Source organism: Microvirgula sp. AG722, assembly GCF_003269145.1.
Taxonomy (GTDB): domain Bacteria; phylum Pseudomonadota; class Gammaproteobacteria; order Burkholderiales; family Aquaspirillaceae; genus Microvirgula; species Microvirgula aerodenitrificans.
The window spans coordinates 68,083-82,463 of record NZ_QLTJ01000011.1 but is presented as its reverse complement, the minus strand read 5'-3'; the positions used below and the strand labels follow the sequence as shown (position 1 = coordinate 82,463).

Genomic DNA, 14,381 nt, shown 5'->3' with positions numbered 1-14,381 from the left:
CAGGCTTACCGCATTTTCGACGGCAACTGGATCGTTTCCCCGGCCTGCATGAACGCCCCGTAGCCGCGATGGTGCAGCGTGCGCGGGTCCTTGCGGTCGGCATCCAGCCAGGCCTGCACGACCTCGAGCACGAAGAAGCCGTAGCGGTTCACCAGCCGGGTATCGACCACCCGGCATTCCAGGCTGGCGTAGCACTCGGCGACCAGCGGTGCGGCGACCTGCTCCGCCGGCAGCGGCGTCAGGCCGAGGGTGGCGAACTTGTCGGTATCGCGGCCCGAGCAGTTGCCGCAGTCCACGACCTTCTGTGCCAGCTCCACCGTCGGGATATTCAGCACGCACTGCCGGGTGGCTTTCAGCGCGGCAAAGCTGAAGTCGCGGTCGCTGACGACGCAGCCCACCAGCGGCGGCTCGAACTCCATCATGGTATGCCACGACAGGGTCATGACATTGGCCCGGCCCTGGTGCGCGGTACTGAGCAGCAGCACCGGACCGGGTTCGAGCAGGCCATAGACGCGGGACAGCGGGAAGGGGGATCTGGACATGCGGGACTCCTGGGCAGTGGGCCGCGTGGCAGGAGCGTCGGTTCAGGATGAGAGGGGGACAAAGCCTTCTCCCCTGAACACCCGCCGCGGATTGCCGCGCTCGACCTGCCGATGCAGTTGCCGGCGCAGGCCGCGCTGCGCGGCATTCATTTCCTCATCGCGGCAGGCGAGCTTGTGCGCCAATAGCAGCATAGCCAGTCGCTTGTTTGCATGCTGGCTGCGTTCGGTCTGGACCTTGACGCTGATGCCGGTCGCGACGTGGGTGGCACGGATGGCGGATTCGGTCTTGTTGACATGCTGGCCGCCGGGGCCGGACGAACGCGTGGCCTCGAAGCGGATTTCGTCGGCGAGTGTCGTCGACGGCGCTTCGCAGCGCGCGACGCCGATAAACCAGTTCTTGCGCGGATGACGGGGACGCCACGGGCTGGCGCAGATCCACTGGATCGTGCCTTCCTAGTGGCTGGCCAGCGTGTCTTCCCCGTCACCATCCAGGCTCAGCAAGACCGAGCGCAGCGTGCCCGGCTGTTCGCCGTCCTCGCGTTCGAGCTGTTCGGTGCGGATACCGGCTTGCGCCGCTTCGTGTTGCAGGCAGGCCAGTGCCCTGGCCACGGCCAGGCAGCATTCGGCCGGTCCCTGCGCGGCAGAGAGTTGCAGCAGGATCATCAGCAGCACTCCCCGTGGGTCTTGTAGGTCAGTACCGGGCGCAGGCGCGCCAGTACCGTGACCAGTCCGGCCTGAACCAGCGCGTCGATGATGCTGTCGATCGGCTTGTAGGCCTCGGGCGCTTCCTCGTACATCAACTGCTTGTCGCGGCAGATGACGTGGCTGCCCAGTCTGGTGCGGCTGAGCTGGGCAGGCGTGAAGCGCCGGGCCAGCCGGTCCTTGCACTCGCTGCGCATCCACTTGCGCCCGGCGCCATGTGCCAGCGAGAACAGACTGTCCTCGCTGGGCCGGGGGGCGACCAGATAGCTGAAATCCCCGCGCGAACCCGGGATCACCACCGGTCCGGCGCTGGACGGGGTGGCGCCCTTGCGGTGCAGCCAGCCGGCTTCGTCGCCAAGGGTCGCCGGCACTACCAGGTTGTGGTGGATGTCCAGCACCGGTTCGCCGTCTGCATGCAGACGTGCCAGCATGCGCCGTGCAATCAGTTCGCGGTTTGCTTCGGCAAAGTGCAGGGCGGTGGCGTGCCGGGCCAGATAGTCCGCGCATGCCGGGCTGTCCTGCTCCAGGCCGCGATGGCCGAACTGGCTGACCTGTTGCTGCAGAATGGACTGGCCAAGCCCGCGCGAGCCGCTGTGCACCAGCAGGAGCAGTTGCCGCGCATCGAGCTGCAGTGCCTCCAGCGCGGCCGGCTGGTAGATGTGGTCCAGCCGTTGCAGCTCGGCGAAATGGTTGCCGCCGCCGATCGTGCCCAGTGCCGGGTCGAACCCGGTGTCCGGCGGCGCGAGGGTGGACACCAGTGCTTGCCAGTCGTCGTCGAGCGGGGTGTCGATATTGCCGAGCCGTTTTTCCAGCTTGTCGAGGCTGACTTTCCTCGCATCGAGGTCGGTGGTCCACAGCGCCATGCCGCAGCCGATATCACCGCCGATCAGGGCCGGGTACAAACGGCCGAGCGAGAAAAAGGCGGCGCCGACCGGATAGCCCCGGCCAGGATGGAGGTCTGGCATCCCGGCAACGTGGCGCATGCCGGGCAGAGTGAGGGTGGTATGAAGTTGCTGGATCGCGTCGCCGTCGATCCAGGTGTTGTCCGCGGCGATCAGGGTGACGCCGGCGGCCAGATGCTGAATGCAGTTGCCCATGAAAATTCCAGATCAGAAAGAAAAAAGACTGATATGGCAGGCCGGGGCCCGGGCAATGCGAAGACGCTGAATGGCAGCGGAGGTGTTTCGATCAACCCAGGCGGGGTCTGCGGAGAGGTAAAGGTTGGCGCATGATTTTTCCTCCTTTGCAGTGCGGGTTGAGTGGGACAGAGCGGCGCATGGTAACGCCAGTGTATTGGCATGGCAACAGGGGGCGTTGCCATGCCAATACACTGGTGGCGGTGTTGCAGGCGCAAACACCTCGCGGCATGGCCGGCGCGACAGCCCGCAGGCGATCAGGCCTGGTTGCCCGGTTTCTACTTGAATATCGTGGGAAACGAGAGGGATTATCGGGGCAAGTCATCCTCTCGTAACCCAATCAATCAGCTCTTCTATTTCCTCAGTGTTTTCATGCAAGTAATTAGCCAAGACATGAGTTGCAATATTTTCTCCGTCGATCTTGGTCAATTTGTCTTGCTCTACGTGCAGGATCAATAATTCAAGGTCTTGCTGGATTAAAAAACCGGGCCCAAGGCTTATTTCCTTGGTAAGGATGCTGATTAACTTGCTTTTTATTTCTGATAATCTCATTGTTGATTCCCGTCTGAGCTTGCCTTCGCCGCTGAATGAGTGTTTTTGCGAGATGAGGAAAATCAGTCAGTATCTGAGGAGTGAAGGTGGGTAGCGTCGGGCAGCAGGATTGCGGTCAAACCGTTTTACGCAGAAGGTATGGTCGCCCTTCCCGAACGACAGCAATTCCGACTCCGGGACGTCAATGCCGGCTTTGCGTGCAAGCTGGTGGGTAAGATATTCCCAGAGGCCCCAGTCATGAGTGTCATTTCTTCCCGGGAACTTGGCCAGCCATAGTGAGTGGTCCCTCTCCGCGAAGACGGCCTTGGGCCGTGTGCCGCCCAGGGATGAACCTGGCGCAACCAGTATGCTCAGCCAGTGTTCATACTCCGGTTTGTCTTCCGCGTTATCGTCGTCCAGCTCCAGGGCAATGGCAGAGAGTGTTTTCAGGCTGGTGACAGGGGGCACTGCATAGGTGGTGTCATCATCCAGAAAGTTTCCCCCCGGGTAGCAGAACCGGAGTGCACCGCTACGTGTGAAGTCGTGAACCCCGAGCATCAGTTCCAGACCCGATAGCAGCTTTGGGCTGCGCTGTACTGCTTTTGCCTTCAGTACTTCCCGGCGCTGAATCAGTTTGCTGCCCCAGCGGTCTGGCGCCGAGTCCAGGAATACGCCGAAACCTCGTTCTGAAGCCGGATGTTGTTCACCGACGTACAGGTCAAGGCGAGGGTCCAGCATGAAGCAGTTTTTGTTTCCCAGCCAATCTTCGGTATATGCAAACGGTGGAGCAAGGCCTGTCTGCTGCATGTTTGGATACAGCGTGCCGATCTGAATGCGCTCGCAGATTTCCGGCGCATCGAGCCAGATCTGCAGGCCAACCCTTGCTGTCCTTTGTGTCGGCATCGGTGTTCAATCCTTTTTCCTGTCGCGGATTCGTGGCGGCGGGGGGATCGCCGGACAGGAGGGGTGTGGTTCAGCCGGGGCTTGCCCGCGTAGCCCGCCCATCGACGCCATGTCCTGCAGCTTGCGGCCCAGTTCATCATCCCTGGCCAGCGCATCGAGATTGTCCTCCAGACCCAGCACGCGCAGGGCGCGCAGGTAGGTACCCAGCGACACGCCGGGGTCGCCGTCTTCCACTCTTTGCAGGGTATTCCTGGAAACGCCGATGCGTTCGGCAAACAGCGTTGCCGACAGCTTGCGGCGGTTACGTGCCAGCTGCAGTCGCTCGCCGAATGATCTGGCGATTCTCTGCAGCGCCGGAGACAGGGAGGGATGTGTGCGGGCCATGGTGTCACCTCACGGCAGAGGATGAAGACGCTTTCATCATACGGGGCAGCAAGAGTATTTGCTAAATACATTGAGCAAAAACATGTTTTTTGCTCAATGTATTTAGCAAATCAGTGTCAAAAACCAGATCGCCACCAGCTCGAATTTGACGATTGAAGCGAACGCTTCGGTCAGGGGGTGACTCCTGATCCGGGCATGGAACGGGCGCCGTCAGCCTTGCGCCTGCCAAATCGGCCCCCCGTTCATAACCCCTCAGTCTGGCCAGACGGGCTTGTCCGCACACATCACGCCGTCTTCGATGGTGCGGGTCGACAGGCTGCCGGCCATTGCCTGAATCACGATGTAATGGAGATCTTTCCGCGACTGGTTGCGCCAGGAGCGACCCCCTTCCGGTGCGACGCGAATTACGCTGCCTTCCTGTACGTCGATGACCGTGCCGTCAACCAGGAACTGGCCATGCCCCTTGAGGAAGATATACAGCTCCTCATGCGCAGTATGCGTGTGGCTGAACGGCATGCTTTGCCCAGGCCCCAGCTTGTTGATCGAGACTTCCATACTGCTCAGGGCAAGCGCTTCTTTCAGGAACAGCTTGCCCGGATAACCACGCCCCTTGCCCCGCGGGTGAAAGAACTGGTAGTGATCGAGGTCGCTGAATGCGCCGATATGCGAGCCGGAGAAGTGCTGGCCATGGGTGACGTCGAGTTGGGTAGCGCTCATGGTTTTCCTTGCATGAAAAAGTATGCATATACACATATCTGGAGAAAAAATTACTCTCCCACTTTTTGCACCAGCTGAAACACGGTACGGGTCAAGCTGTCCAGATCCACGTCATGCGCGAGCCTGGCGAACTCCTGTTGCGCGCTTTTCCACAGCGGTTCGGCCTGTTCCAGATGTTGCCGGCCGGTGGGGGTGATGCTCCAGCAGCGCTTGCGGCGGTCGTCTCCCGTCGTGACGGCGATCCAGCCATTTTCCTGGATGATCTTCAGGGTCCGGGTGAGGGTGGTGCTGTCCATCGCCAGGGCCTCGGCGAGGCTGCCTGTGCTCAGGCCGGGGCATGCCGCCAGCAGCTTCAGGATGCCGAATTGCGTGATGGTGATGCCTGAAGGCTTGAGCTTCTGGTCGTACAGCTGGGTGACGACTCGCGATGCTTGCCGGAGGGAGCCACAGTAGCAGGGCAGGCGGATGGCTTTCATGTCGCACTTCTTGTCGATGTTGCCATGGATTGTATGTGCATATACATGCATTTCACAACAACAGGCGGAAGCCTGCATTTCGCTGCGCCGGTCAGGCCATCGAAGCCCGGTGTGGTGGCCGGGAAGGCCGGGTTCAGGAAGTTGACGACGCTTTGACCTGCAGGGAGGCAATCAGGGAGGGTATGTCAAAGATCCCCCGCCTTGGCTGTTACACAAGCCAGATGCGGGTGTTTGGCGCTTTCCGGGTAACGGAAGCGCAGTTCGCCATCGCGCACCATGGGAATCAGATGCTTGTTGCGCAGATAATGCCGATGCTTGCCAGGCAGGGTTGCAAGCTGGTCCCCCGTCATCGGAGCCCAGGCGCAGAGGCTGCGGATAGCTTCTCGCAGGGCTGTCCCCGTGGTGCGGCCTTTCAGGGTTGCAAGAAAGGTTGCAAGCTCAAGGTTGCAACCCTCACCTTCCCGTTGCAGAAGGTGACCTCGGAGATGCCCACCTTGCGGCAGACCTCGGCGACCGTGGCGCCCGACTCCGCCTGACGCAGCGCGAAGGCAATCTGCTTTTCCGTGAACTTCGATTTTTTCATGACAAATCTCCTGCCCGGATGGGCTCAAATTTGCCAGAAATCCCTACTTTTCGCCGCTACGGTTTTGTAGGAGGAGGTCACATGATGGGCCAAAGAAAGTGAAGAAAGCCACCTTTGTAGGTGGCTTTCTTCATGAGCAAATCCCGCGAAATTTAGGTTTTTGGGGAAAACCTGGAAGATCGCGGGATGATCCTGCACCCTCTGTAGGATCCCAATGGGATCTAGATTTGAGTTTTTGCCAGATCAACGAGGTTCTAGGCGGAAGTGGGACGGATCAGGCACTGGCGTCCCATTTTCGTAGATGATCCTCTCCCACGCTTTCTGACGTCGCTTCACCGTGTCGTGCCACTTCGTCAGGTCTCCGACGCTGTGCTTGGCAATGAACCGTTCAAGCTCTTCGGAGCGAGGGTACACCAGCTGGCGACATGCTTCGATGCTGGTCCCCCGAAGGGGGTAGATCGACACTGCTTTCAATATAAGCATAGCCTTTCTGGGCGAACGTCCAATCCGGTCAGCTATCTCGGTACCGAAGATGTGCTGCCGAAGGAAGCGATCTACATCGACCTTTCGGACTCGCGAGCCATGGTGCTTACCATTCCCTAGCTTGTGAGAGCGGATGTAGTCGTTCTGGGTGAGCCAGTAAGCAACCTGCTGTTTCACACCCAGTACTTCCGCGAGCTCAGGAATCGTAATCCAGTTAACCCGATCTGTTTGCATCGCGGCTCGCCACTGGATCAGATCTTTGCGCTCGAACACCCAGCGGCTGATGCCAGCTTTGCCGATGAGCATTCTGGTCAGTACCAGCGTCCCCGCTTTGACCTCTTCCACCAACGACACGATCTCGTCAGCATTCCACTGCCAGTAATGCAGCACATCAGCGAGCGAGATCTCGTTATCATCTACGCAGTAGATGCGTGGCAACTCCTCGCCCAGTTCCGCCAACTGCTGCACCTCCGCGCTGGAAATACACCATGGCAAATGCTGCTGGTCGTTCACTCGCCTGGCCGATGGGAAAAGCAGTTTGAGTATTCGTCGCAACCGGACCTTTCCAAGACCGAGAATTTCCATCGCTTTGGCCATGGTGATCTCTCCTGCCAGCTCCTCCTCGATCTGTGCCAGCTGGTCTTTCCGCACCATCAGGAAGCGACGGCCCTTGGTACTGATCGTCTCCTGGCCATCCAGTTGACCGGAGCGGACAAGATACCGCAGCCTGGCCATTGAGATGCCCAGCCGATCTGCCGCTGCCTTGCCGGGAATCCACTGCACGTTCTCGAGTACAGAGTCGGCCAGGCGGCGGTTTCGCTTGGCAAGTGAACCTTTCCAGTTATGGGTGACCCACTGTTCAAAGGCTTCCCGTACCGGGCTATAGATGCCCCCGCGAAGACTTCCTTTATATAGGTGCTGGTACGCATCTTTGAATACGGCCTTCAAACTGATCCTGGCTTCTCCCTTGGTGTTTTGCAGCACGTCGAGAGCTTGGTGAAACTTCTCGGGCCAAAAGACCAGCATCTCTGCCGCCAGTGATGAGATAGTCCAGGAAACAACCATCGCGCCAGAATTGGAAATCTTAAGAGGCTTCTGACGGGCTGCCGGATCCAGATACACCCCCAGGTACCGGATCAGCAATTGCACCTGGGCAATCGTCATTCCTTGGAACGGGTAACCATGCTGGTAGCGGATGTCCTGCCTGAACAGAATCTGTTCCAGTACTTCACCGAGCAGAATGCTGGCAGATGGAGCATCCTCTGGCACCTCCTGCCGCAGGTCTGCGCCACAGTTACAACGCAGCAGGCTGTCCCGCTGCCAGGTCAGGCGTTCACCACAGTTTGAGCATTGGTCGATCAGCCACATGCCATGCTTATGGCAGGTGTCAAAGTGCAAAATCTCCCAGCCAAGCTGCCAGCGTGGATCTTCCCCTAAACAGTAAGGGCAAAACCGGGTGTGCTGCCGATTCCAGATACCCGGCTGCTCTTGCAGGAGCTTGGCCACGTACCCCACCTGCTGATGCAGTTCAGGGTAGAGCTGCGGATGTGGCAGTAGCTGTTGTTGCAGCAAAGCCTCCGGATTAAACGCAATGCCGATTTCCGCCAAGTCGCGCAGGTTCATAAAGTTGGCTTCTGCCAGCCTGAATAGATAGCCAGTAGGTCCCTCGGTTCGGGAAGGGTGGGGGCGGATCAATAGTGTTGGTATTGATGGCAGTGGCGTGGCGCTGTCATGCATTGCTTGCCCCTCCCTTGGTTGTCCGTAGTCCGAGTTTTACTGCGACGGGCGAGCCAACAGGATCTTTGCGCGTATGCTGGTAAAAGACCTCTCCGGGTTGCGTCAACGGCCGTATCGGTGACTCAGGATGGAATGGGTTCAAGGTGTCTGGCACGTCTTTCCAGATGCGCTCACGGAAACCGGCAGCCAGCACATCAAGTGACAAGGTGCTCAGCCCGGCCAGATTGGCCGCCGATACCGCCCCCTCCAGCAGCTTGATGGTGTAATCGAGTAGACCAAAGCTGGCCGTATGAATGCGGCGGGCCAGGTTGGCCTCATGCAGGGGAATCTCGCTTTCCATCGGCAGGCACGAGGCAATACCTTTGAGCAGCCCCCGGTACTCGATGAAATCGGCCTCATCCTCTAAGGAGAATGGATCCATCTGGATACACTGGGAGAAGCGGCGCGACAGCTGCTCATTACTGCGAATGACTAGCTCGGCCGCGGGTAAGCCACTCCCCACCATACCCACCCCTGTGCTTTCCAGCAGATTTTTCAGCCAGTCGGTGACATCACGGAATGCGGTCACGGTTGGGGTGTAGAACAGGTGCTGAAACTCATCGAGCAGCAACATTTCCACGCCACAGTGTTTGATGAACTCCACGAGCCGGGTCGTCTTCTCGGGCGCCGTACCTCGGTGTGACTTACGGTCACCCATGGCTTCGAGGATAGCGCCGGCCAGGCTACGTACGGTTGGCGAGGATGGCACTCGCGTGACCAGGACCGGGATTTGCGTTTGCTGCGCCCCAAAGGTGCGCTGATACTCGGCTTCATACGCCTGCAGGATTGTGCTTTTACCTGCACCGGAAGGGCCGATTAGCAGCACACCGCCACCCACGGCATGGGTACGACGACGGTGATGCAACTCGGCGATAAGGAATAACGCATTACGGAATCGCTGGTGGCAAATCGGCTCCAGCAGCAGTTTGTAGCCCAGCACCTTGTCCGAGGTAAAGTCGGCAGCGGGAACAAACTTCTTCATCATCAGAAGGGGATCCATCAGACACTCCCTTTCTTAGGCAAGACCGAAAACTCGGGCAAGTCGTCGCCCAAACCGTCCGGCAGGTCTACCGGAGGGGTAACCTTCTTCCGTCTGGCGGGTTTTCTGGCTTCGGCCAGCGGATCCTGCTTGGCCAGAACCGCCTCGCTGTTCAGGCTGAACTGACGCGCCCCCGACTTCCGGTAGCCCATCTTTTTGTGCTGCAGTGCCGCTTGCGCCATCTCCTGGATTTCGCGTTTTGCCTCCAGCAATTCAGGTGTATTGCACTGCTCGCCGAACTTCTTGCGGGCATGGGCGCGGATGGTGCGGTGCATTTCCCTGGTAAGACCCGCTGCATACTTAATATCTCTGGCTGGAACGCGGAGGTAAACTTTGCTATCCGGATCCAGGACATGGATGTGGCCAACATCGTCCTCGTAGTACTTGATATCCACGGGGTTATTTTTGCCTGTACGACGGCGAATCAGCTGCACGATGTGGTCGTTGTAATGCAGCCCATCGAATTCAATGCCGTAATGGAACAGCGTGCGCTTGGCGGGGATGCCAGCGATCAGCTCCAGCTGCTGCGGGTTGACTGGCAAAGCGATCGGCGTGGTTTGGGCTGATTCTTGCCACCGATCCAATGGCCGGCTGTTGATGCCCCGGTGAGGCGTGACGTTGTAAACATCTACGATCCACTTGGAGATCAAGTGGGTTAACGTCTGCATATCCAGACAAGCCTGTTTCTCGGATGCGTAGTCACCGCGCTGCTCCGGATTGGAGAACGTCGTCCCTGGCAGGGTATGAATGTGGCCTGCGCTCATCGTACGAATGAAGCGCTCGATCCCCCCTTTCTGATATGAGATTTTTGACCCACAGAACAACACCACAATGCTCAACTCCAGGCAGCCTTGTTCAAACCCGGTACTATGAAGGTCGGGCCCATTGTCTACCGCAACTAGCTGCGGGATACCGTAGGCTGGCCAGCAATTCTTGATGTCTGGATATTGAGCGAGGAGATACTCTTTCGGCAGGATGGAACGCCGCAGACATTGCAAGAGCGAGTTGGCCGATGGGGCACCGATGCTGATGTAGAAGCCAACGATCATTCGCGAATAGTGGTCAATCGCCAAGGTAATCCACGGCCGTCCCAGCGCCAGGCCTGTCATCAGGTCGATGATGATGATATCCAGAGGCGTATGATCGATCTCGATACGCTCCAGAATAGCTTGAGTCTTGACCATGCCAATGGCGGCTCGATATCTCATGCGTGTGGCTTCAGCCCCTTCCCGAACCAGATCAACGAGGTCTTGTTGAAGCTCCCCCAGCCAGCGATAAACCGTGGTGCGCCCCGGACATTTAATCTGCTCATGAGCTGACAATATCTGGTTGATAGCCTGAACACGCGCTTTAATCCGTTCATAAACAGAGAGCTTGGGCAGCTTGTTGTCTGTCAGGTAAACTTCTGCGATGACCTCTTCGAAGATGGCGTAGCTTGGCTTGTGTTGATGGATCGAAGCCGAGCGGTTCCACGGGATCAGCTTCAGAATGGACCGTGTTTGCCGGTAACGCCGCCACCAGGCAGAAACGGTCGACGGGCATGGCGGAGCCGTATCACCGATCTCTTCTGAGATTTCACGGATGCGTTCTCCCCATACAGTCGAGTTATAGGGTGTCTGCTCTGGATTCAGCCTCTGCAGATAATGCAGACGACGTTTGGCAATCTCCTGGATTTTGGGCGGGTAGGTCGATAGATCACGGGGGGTAACCACGTAGATCACATTCCCCAGATTGGCCAGCGACTGCTCATCGATCAGCCACTCTTGCGACTGCCAGCGCTGCAAAAGCTCGGCATACGTCAGACTCAGGACTTCTCCGTCCTCGGAGCACAGCTGTAACTTGCCGCTAGCAAGCCGCCGGTCCAGCTCCCAGCGAGTCTGCCCGGCGATGAAGCACAGCCCGCGCTTAAAAGTAAATCGCTGCATGACGACCTCCCTCTGGTAAGTGCACAAGGGATGCCGGTGTGAGTACCTGCGTCAGGTCAGCAACAAGCAGGCCCTTGGCGATCAGGGCATAGGTGACGCTTGCGCCGAATAGGTCCAGGCAATCCTGGATCGTGGCTTGCTCGAACCCTTTAAGTTGCATGCCAATTTCCTGGGCAGATGGCAGCCGCACAGGGGCGTGGTTGTACCAGTAGAGCAACCGGCACAAGTTGCTGTACTGCGGCTCCAGGCGGATTTCTTGATCGGTCAGAATCAGGAAGTGTTCACCTTGCTCCAGCAGGTGTTGCGCTATCTGCTGGTATTTAGTCCTCACTGCAGGACGTTCGAGCTCTTCGGCCGGCTTAACCTCAACAAGTAAGGAAGTCTCGTTGCACAGGTTAACGCGCAGATCCGGAACGTAGCCGCACATTGCCTGCCCATCCCAGTAGGAGATTTCCTCCGGCTGTTCTTGGTAGGAAAGCACTCCTGGAGAGAGCTCCATCAAGAGCAGCGTATCTTTTTCCAGTAGCGACTCCCAGGCCACCATCCGGTTGAGCTTTTTCGAGGGGAAATAGCCACGGATGTGCCTACCCCTACGGGTAACGACTTTGCGTACTCGCATCGTATTCTCCTGGTAGCGCAGGCAAGACTTCTCCCTGCGCTATCACGCATCTGTTTGGAAAAAGCCAATCGCAGGACGAGCGAAGCCGCCGTTCAGCAGCTTGCTGACCGTTTTTGGCTTGAAATGGGGGAATGTGGCTTGACCGCTAGGATGCGCGAGACGATACTGAGCTTGTCGATGGCAAAGGTTTCGGCTTTTGCATCAAAGGGCTAGCCACAGTGCTAGCCTTTTACATTTCTGCTTCTCCTTCATTCTTGGGTTGCGTTTGACCCGTCACCACACCGGCGGGACATCCGAGCCTCCACCGGTCTCACAGGCCTTCAATCTGTATCCACGCCAGCGTCTTGATCCTCTGCTGGCAATGCAGAAACTTTCTGACTGCTTTGCTTCGCGAGCCATTGAGCCACGTCGTACGTGAGCGCGAAGTAGCCCCGGCGCCCTTCTATCTCGAACTCCCCGACAGGCAGCGACTTCCGAGCACGTGCTTGGCGGTACGCAGCTGGAGATGCGTAACCGAAGATTTTCCAGAGCTCTCGGCTGGGCAGTAAGGGGCCATACAGGGTGGTCAGGCTATCTCTTAGCTCACCAGTTAAACGCTCTATATCTGCTTGTTTCGCCACGTCACGCCTCATTTCAGAACTGCATTAAGCGTACGCCATCGCTGGGTTTTATCGTAGGTGGATCAAAACCATGATTATTTTTTACTCAAACAATAAAAATGTTTGTATATTCATGTGGTTGGGTGTGATTTTTTAATTTTCGCCTCGAACCATGGTGCCAAAGTGATGAAGAAAAATGGCCTAAACGCTCCTGTTAAAGAACTGAAAGTGCGCTATTGGTATGAGGGGGTTCGGCTACGGACAGGGAAGCAGTCAGCGTATGGGCTAGAGAAAAAGTTCGAGCCCCAAAAAACCAACCAAGATGGCGAGAAGCAAGCGCCACCCAAGAAGTGGCCTCGATACAAAAGAGGCAAGGTGACCCCCTGCCCCGATCTGGTTGCAGCCGTCGAAAAAGCGGCGCCGGGTTCGTTGAAGGAGCTGAACAGCCCGCTCTGGAAGGTCTTACTTGTCGAGGACATGACGATCAGGCGGGTAGAGCGCTACATCGATCTCCTGCAGCCGAAGGTTCGTAGGGCGATACGCAACTGGAGAAGAGCAGAAGTCGATGGAACGCAAAACTATGTCTGGCACAGTCAAGGGCGGACGTTAGTACGAGCAGGGAGCCTAGATGCGCTGGCAGCCTTGGTTTTGATGTGGGAGGTTTACCGGCATGAAGCGCGTAATGAGGACATGCGAACCCTCGCAGATCTGATATACAAGTGCATGCTGACCGCAGGGATGTCGTTCAAGCACCGAGAGTTAGCCGCTGAATTTTTTGAGGTTTTCAACGCCAAAATTTTCAGTAGGACTGTCTGGGAGAATGGCCAGTGCGAGCTAGATGCAGGGGTCTTTATTCATGGGGTGAGCATGCTCAATGACGTCCTATCCAACGTGGTGGACGAAGGCCCTTTGCAATCCCAGGATGACATTTGCAGGGCCAAGCAGCACCTCATGTATGGGAAGAAAGGTTTTGATTGCCTGTTTGGGTTTAGCATCCCCGTGGTTCCCGCATGGGAAACAGGCCCGCCAACAAGAAGTCAGTACCAGGATGGCATGCTTAAGCTGTTGCAATGGCTGTGGGGATGGACCCACCTGAGAACGCAAACTATGGGGAGATTCCCCCATGATGATCTTTGGGAGCGCATTAGCACCCAGATTGGCGTAGATAATCTTGATATAATATAAAACTTGATGTAGGAGCTTGGGCTTGCTCCTGTATCTCAGGACACCCGTTCCCGCTTCAGATTGACGAATCCTCCAGGCGTCGAAACTCCCGGGGTGACCGGTAGCCCAGCACGCTGCGCGGGTAGTGCTCATTGTAATGGGCAAAGGCCTGCGCCAGGTTTTCCAGTGTGGTTTTCCCGTCCGGCTTTGGCATGAAGGCGATGTAACGGTAATCCCCCCCCATTTTTAGCGGTCGCCAGAAGTAATCGATGCACAGCCCTTCGCGGTTGAAGTCGTCGATAACGTTGAAGAGCCGGATGCTACGGCCATCGGCTAACTGAAGCCCCAGTTGCGTTGGTTGCGGGCCAGCCTGACCAGCCAATCGGCAATAAGCTCGTTCTCTACCGAGCCCTTGGCACGATACCGGTAGCAGGTCTCACTCACACCAAACGCCGCACAGGCCCGCCTTGACGGTCAGGGAGCGATCCCGCACGGCACGCATAGCCATCTCACGTCAATGAGATGGCCTTACCACTTATTTTCGATGGCTTCTTTCAGGACGTCGGCCTTCAGGCGCTCCTCGGCGTACATCTTCTTGAGCCGGGCATTCTCTGCCTCCAGCTCCTTCATCCGTGTCATCAGCACCGCATCCATGTCGCCATGTTTTGCCCGCCATTTGTAGAAGCTGGCACTGCTCATACCGTGCTCCCGACATAGTTCCGGAACCGGCGTACCGGCCTCGGCCTGCTTCAGGATGGCGATGATCTGGCTGTCTGTGAATCGGGAGGTCTTCATGCAAAAT

The 14,381-nt window shown here is 57.7% G+C and carries 14 protein-coding genes and 3 pseudogenes; 1 reads left to right on the top strand and 16 read right to left on the bottom strand.

Going from position 1 to position 14,381, the window contains the following annotated elements:
- Positions 1 to 5 precede the first annotated feature (5 nt).
- From DFO50_RS13835 to DFO50_RS13770, 14 genes and pseudogenes are all read right to left on the bottom strand, one after another.
- Positions 6 to 542, bottom strand: a complete 537-nt coding sequence (locus DFO50_RS13835; RefSeq protein WP_028500248.1) for a flavin reductase family protein — start codon at positions 540 to 542, stop codon at positions 6 to 8.
- 42 nt (positions 543 to 584) lie between these two features.
- Positions 585 to 986 (bottom strand): peptide chain release factor H, encoded by a 402-nt coding sequence (prfH, locus tag DFO50_RS19955; protein WP_308418258.1) that lies wholly within the window; start codon positions 984 to 986, stop codon positions 585 to 587.
- Positions 987 to 995: 9 nt separating this feature from the next.
- Positions 996 to 1,205 carry a hypothetical protein gene (locus DFO50_RS19950; RefSeq protein ID WP_308418257.1) on the bottom strand — a complete coding sequence of 70 codons (210 nt, stop codon included), beginning with the start codon at positions 1,203 to 1,205 and terminating at the stop codon, positions 996 to 998.
- Positions 1,205 to 2,341, bottom strand: coding sequence for an RNA ligase RtcB family protein (locus tag DFO50_RS13825; RefSeq protein WP_112692742.1), 1,137 nt, complete (start codon positions 2,339 to 2,341; stop codon positions 1,205 to 1,207). The genes DFO50_RS19950 and DFO50_RS13825 overlap by 1 nt, the downstream gene beginning before the upstream one ends.
- A gap of 360 nt (positions 2,342 to 2,701) precedes the next feature.
- Positions 2,702 to 2,932: a hypothetical protein gene (locus DFO50_RS13820; protein WP_028500245.1), complete on the bottom strand. Its 231-nt coding sequence runs from the start codon at positions 2,930 to 2,932 to the stop codon at positions 2,702 to 2,704.
- A gap of 66 nt (positions 2,933 to 2,998) precedes the next feature.
- A complete protein-coding gene (locus DFO50_RS13815) occupies positions 2,999 to 3,814 on the bottom strand; it encodes a type II toxin-antitoxin system HipA family toxin (RefSeq protein WP_107888986.1) in 816 nt (271 codons plus the stop codon).
- A 6-nt stretch (positions 3,815 to 3,820) separates the two neighbouring features.
- Complete coding sequence (locus DFO50_RS13810) at positions 3,821 to 4,198, bottom strand: helix-turn-helix domain-containing protein (RefSeq protein ID WP_107888987.1); 378 nt, start codon at positions 4,196 to 4,198, stop codon at positions 3,821 to 3,823.
- Positions 4,199 to 4,450: 252 nt separating this feature from the next.
- Positions 4,451 to 4,915 (bottom strand): cupin domain-containing protein, encoded by a 465-nt coding sequence (locus tag DFO50_RS13805; RefSeq protein ID WP_112692741.1) that lies wholly within the window; start codon positions 4,913 to 4,915, stop codon positions 4,451 to 4,453.
- 50 nt (positions 4,916 to 4,965) lie between these two features.
- On the bottom strand, positions 4,966 to 5,391 hold the full coding sequence (locus DFO50_RS13800) for a MarR family winged helix-turn-helix transcriptional regulator (protein WP_158537466.1): 426 nt from the start codon (positions 5,389 to 5,391) through the stop codon (positions 4,966 to 4,968).
- A 457-nt stretch (positions 5,392 to 5,848) separates the two neighbouring features.
- Positions 5,849 to 5,974 (bottom strand): annotated as a pseudogene (locus DFO50_RS13790) (transposase); the annotation flags it as partial.
- Positions 5,975 to 6,217: 243 nt separating this feature from the next.
- On the bottom strand, positions 6,218 to 8,194 hold the full coding sequence (locus tag DFO50_RS13785; RefSeq protein ID WP_112692739.1) for a helix-turn-helix domain-containing protein: 1,977 nt from the start codon (positions 8,192 to 8,194) through the stop codon (positions 6,218 to 6,220).
- On the bottom strand, positions 8,187 to 9,233 hold the full coding sequence (locus DFO50_RS13780; protein ID WP_112692738.1) for a TniB family NTP-binding protein: 1,047 nt from the start codon (positions 9,231 to 9,233) through the stop codon (positions 8,187 to 8,189). The genes DFO50_RS13785 and DFO50_RS13780 overlap by 8 nt, the downstream gene beginning before the upstream one ends.
- The gene (locus tag DFO50_RS13775) at positions 9,233 to 11,197 is read right to left on the bottom strand and encodes a Mu transposase C-terminal domain-containing protein (protein WP_112692737.1); all 1,965 of its coding nucleotides are present in this window, start codon (positions 11,195 to 11,197) and stop codon (positions 9,233 to 9,235) included. Before DFO50_RS13775 ends, DFO50_RS13780 begins: the two co-directional genes overlap by 1 nt.
- Positions 11,178 to 11,816: a TnsA endonuclease N-terminal domain-containing protein gene (locus DFO50_RS13770; protein WP_112692736.1), complete on the bottom strand. Its 639-nt coding sequence runs from the start codon at positions 11,814 to 11,816 to the stop codon at positions 11,178 to 11,180. Before DFO50_RS13770 ends, DFO50_RS13775 begins: the two co-directional genes overlap by 20 nt.
- Positions 11,817 to 12,598: 782 nt before the next feature.
- On the opposite strand from DFO50_RS13770, the gene DFO50_RS13760 reads away from it, so the two are divergent.
- A complete protein-coding gene (locus DFO50_RS13760; protein WP_146745103.1) occupies positions 12,599 to 13,600 on the top strand; it encodes a hypothetical protein in 1,002 nt (333 codons plus the stop codon).
- A gap of 55 nt (positions 13,601 to 13,655) precedes the next feature.
- Here the strand turns inward: DFO50_RS13760 and DFO50_RS13755 are convergent.
- Positions 13,656 to 13,805: pseudogene (locus tag DFO50_RS13755) on the bottom strand (IS3 family transposase); the annotation flags it as partial.
- A 39-nt stretch (positions 13,806 to 13,844) separates the two neighbouring features.
- Positions 13,845 to 14,374: pseudogene (locus DFO50_RS13750) on the bottom strand (transposase); the annotation flags it as partial.
- Between the last annotated feature and the right edge of the window lie 7 nt (positions 14,375 to 14,381).

What these genes read in the sequence shown, in the direction of transcription:
- DFO50_RS13835 (WP_028500248.1), bottom strand. Translation starts at nt 542, where the DNA reads ATGTCCAGATCCCCCTTCCCGCTGTCCCGCGTCTATGGCCTGCTCGAA.
- DFO50_RS19950 (WP_308418257.1), bottom strand. Translation starts at nt 1,205, where the DNA reads ATGATCCTGCTGCAACTCTCTGCCGCGCAGGGACCGGCCGAATGCTGC.
- DFO50_RS13825 (WP_112692742.1), bottom strand. Translation starts at nt 2,341, where the DNA reads ATGGGCAACTGCATTCAGCATCTGGCCGCCGGCGTCACCCTGATCGCC.
- DFO50_RS13820 (WP_028500245.1), bottom strand. Translation starts at nt 2,932, where the DNA reads ATGAGATTATCAGAAATAAAAAGCAAGTTAATCAGCATCCTTACCAAG.
- DFO50_RS13815 (WP_107888986.1), bottom strand. Translation starts at nt 3,814, where the DNA reads ATGCCGACACAAAGGACAGCAAGGGTTGGCCTGCAGATCTGGCTCGAT.
- DFO50_RS13810 (WP_107888987.1), bottom strand. Translation starts at nt 4,198, where the DNA reads ATGGCCCGCACACATCCCTCCCTGTCTCCGGCGCTGCAGAGAATCGCC.
- DFO50_RS13805 (WP_112692741.1), bottom strand. Translation starts at nt 4,915, where the DNA reads ATGAGCGCTACCCAACTCGACGTCACCCATGGCCAGCACTTCTCCGGC.
- DFO50_RS13800 (WP_158537466.1), bottom strand. Translation starts at nt 5,391, where the DNA reads ATGAAAGCCATCCGCCTGCCCTGCTACTGTGGCTCCCTCCGGCAAGCA.
- DFO50_RS13785 (WP_112692739.1), bottom strand. Translation starts at nt 8,194, where the DNA reads ATGCATGACAGCGCCACGCCACTGCCATCAATACCAACACTATTGATC.
- DFO50_RS13780 (WP_112692738.1), bottom strand. Translation starts at nt 9,233, where the DNA reads ATGGATCCCCTTCTGATGATGAAGAAGTTTGTTCCCGCTGCCGACTTT.
- DFO50_RS13775 (WP_112692737.1), bottom strand. Translation starts at nt 11,197, where the DNA reads ATGCAGCGATTTACTTTTAAGCGCGGGCTGTGCTTCATCGCCGGGCAG.
- DFO50_RS13770 (WP_112692736.1), bottom strand. Translation starts at nt 11,816, where the DNA reads ATGCGAGTACGCAAAGTCGTTACCCGTAGGGGTAGGCACATCCGTGGC.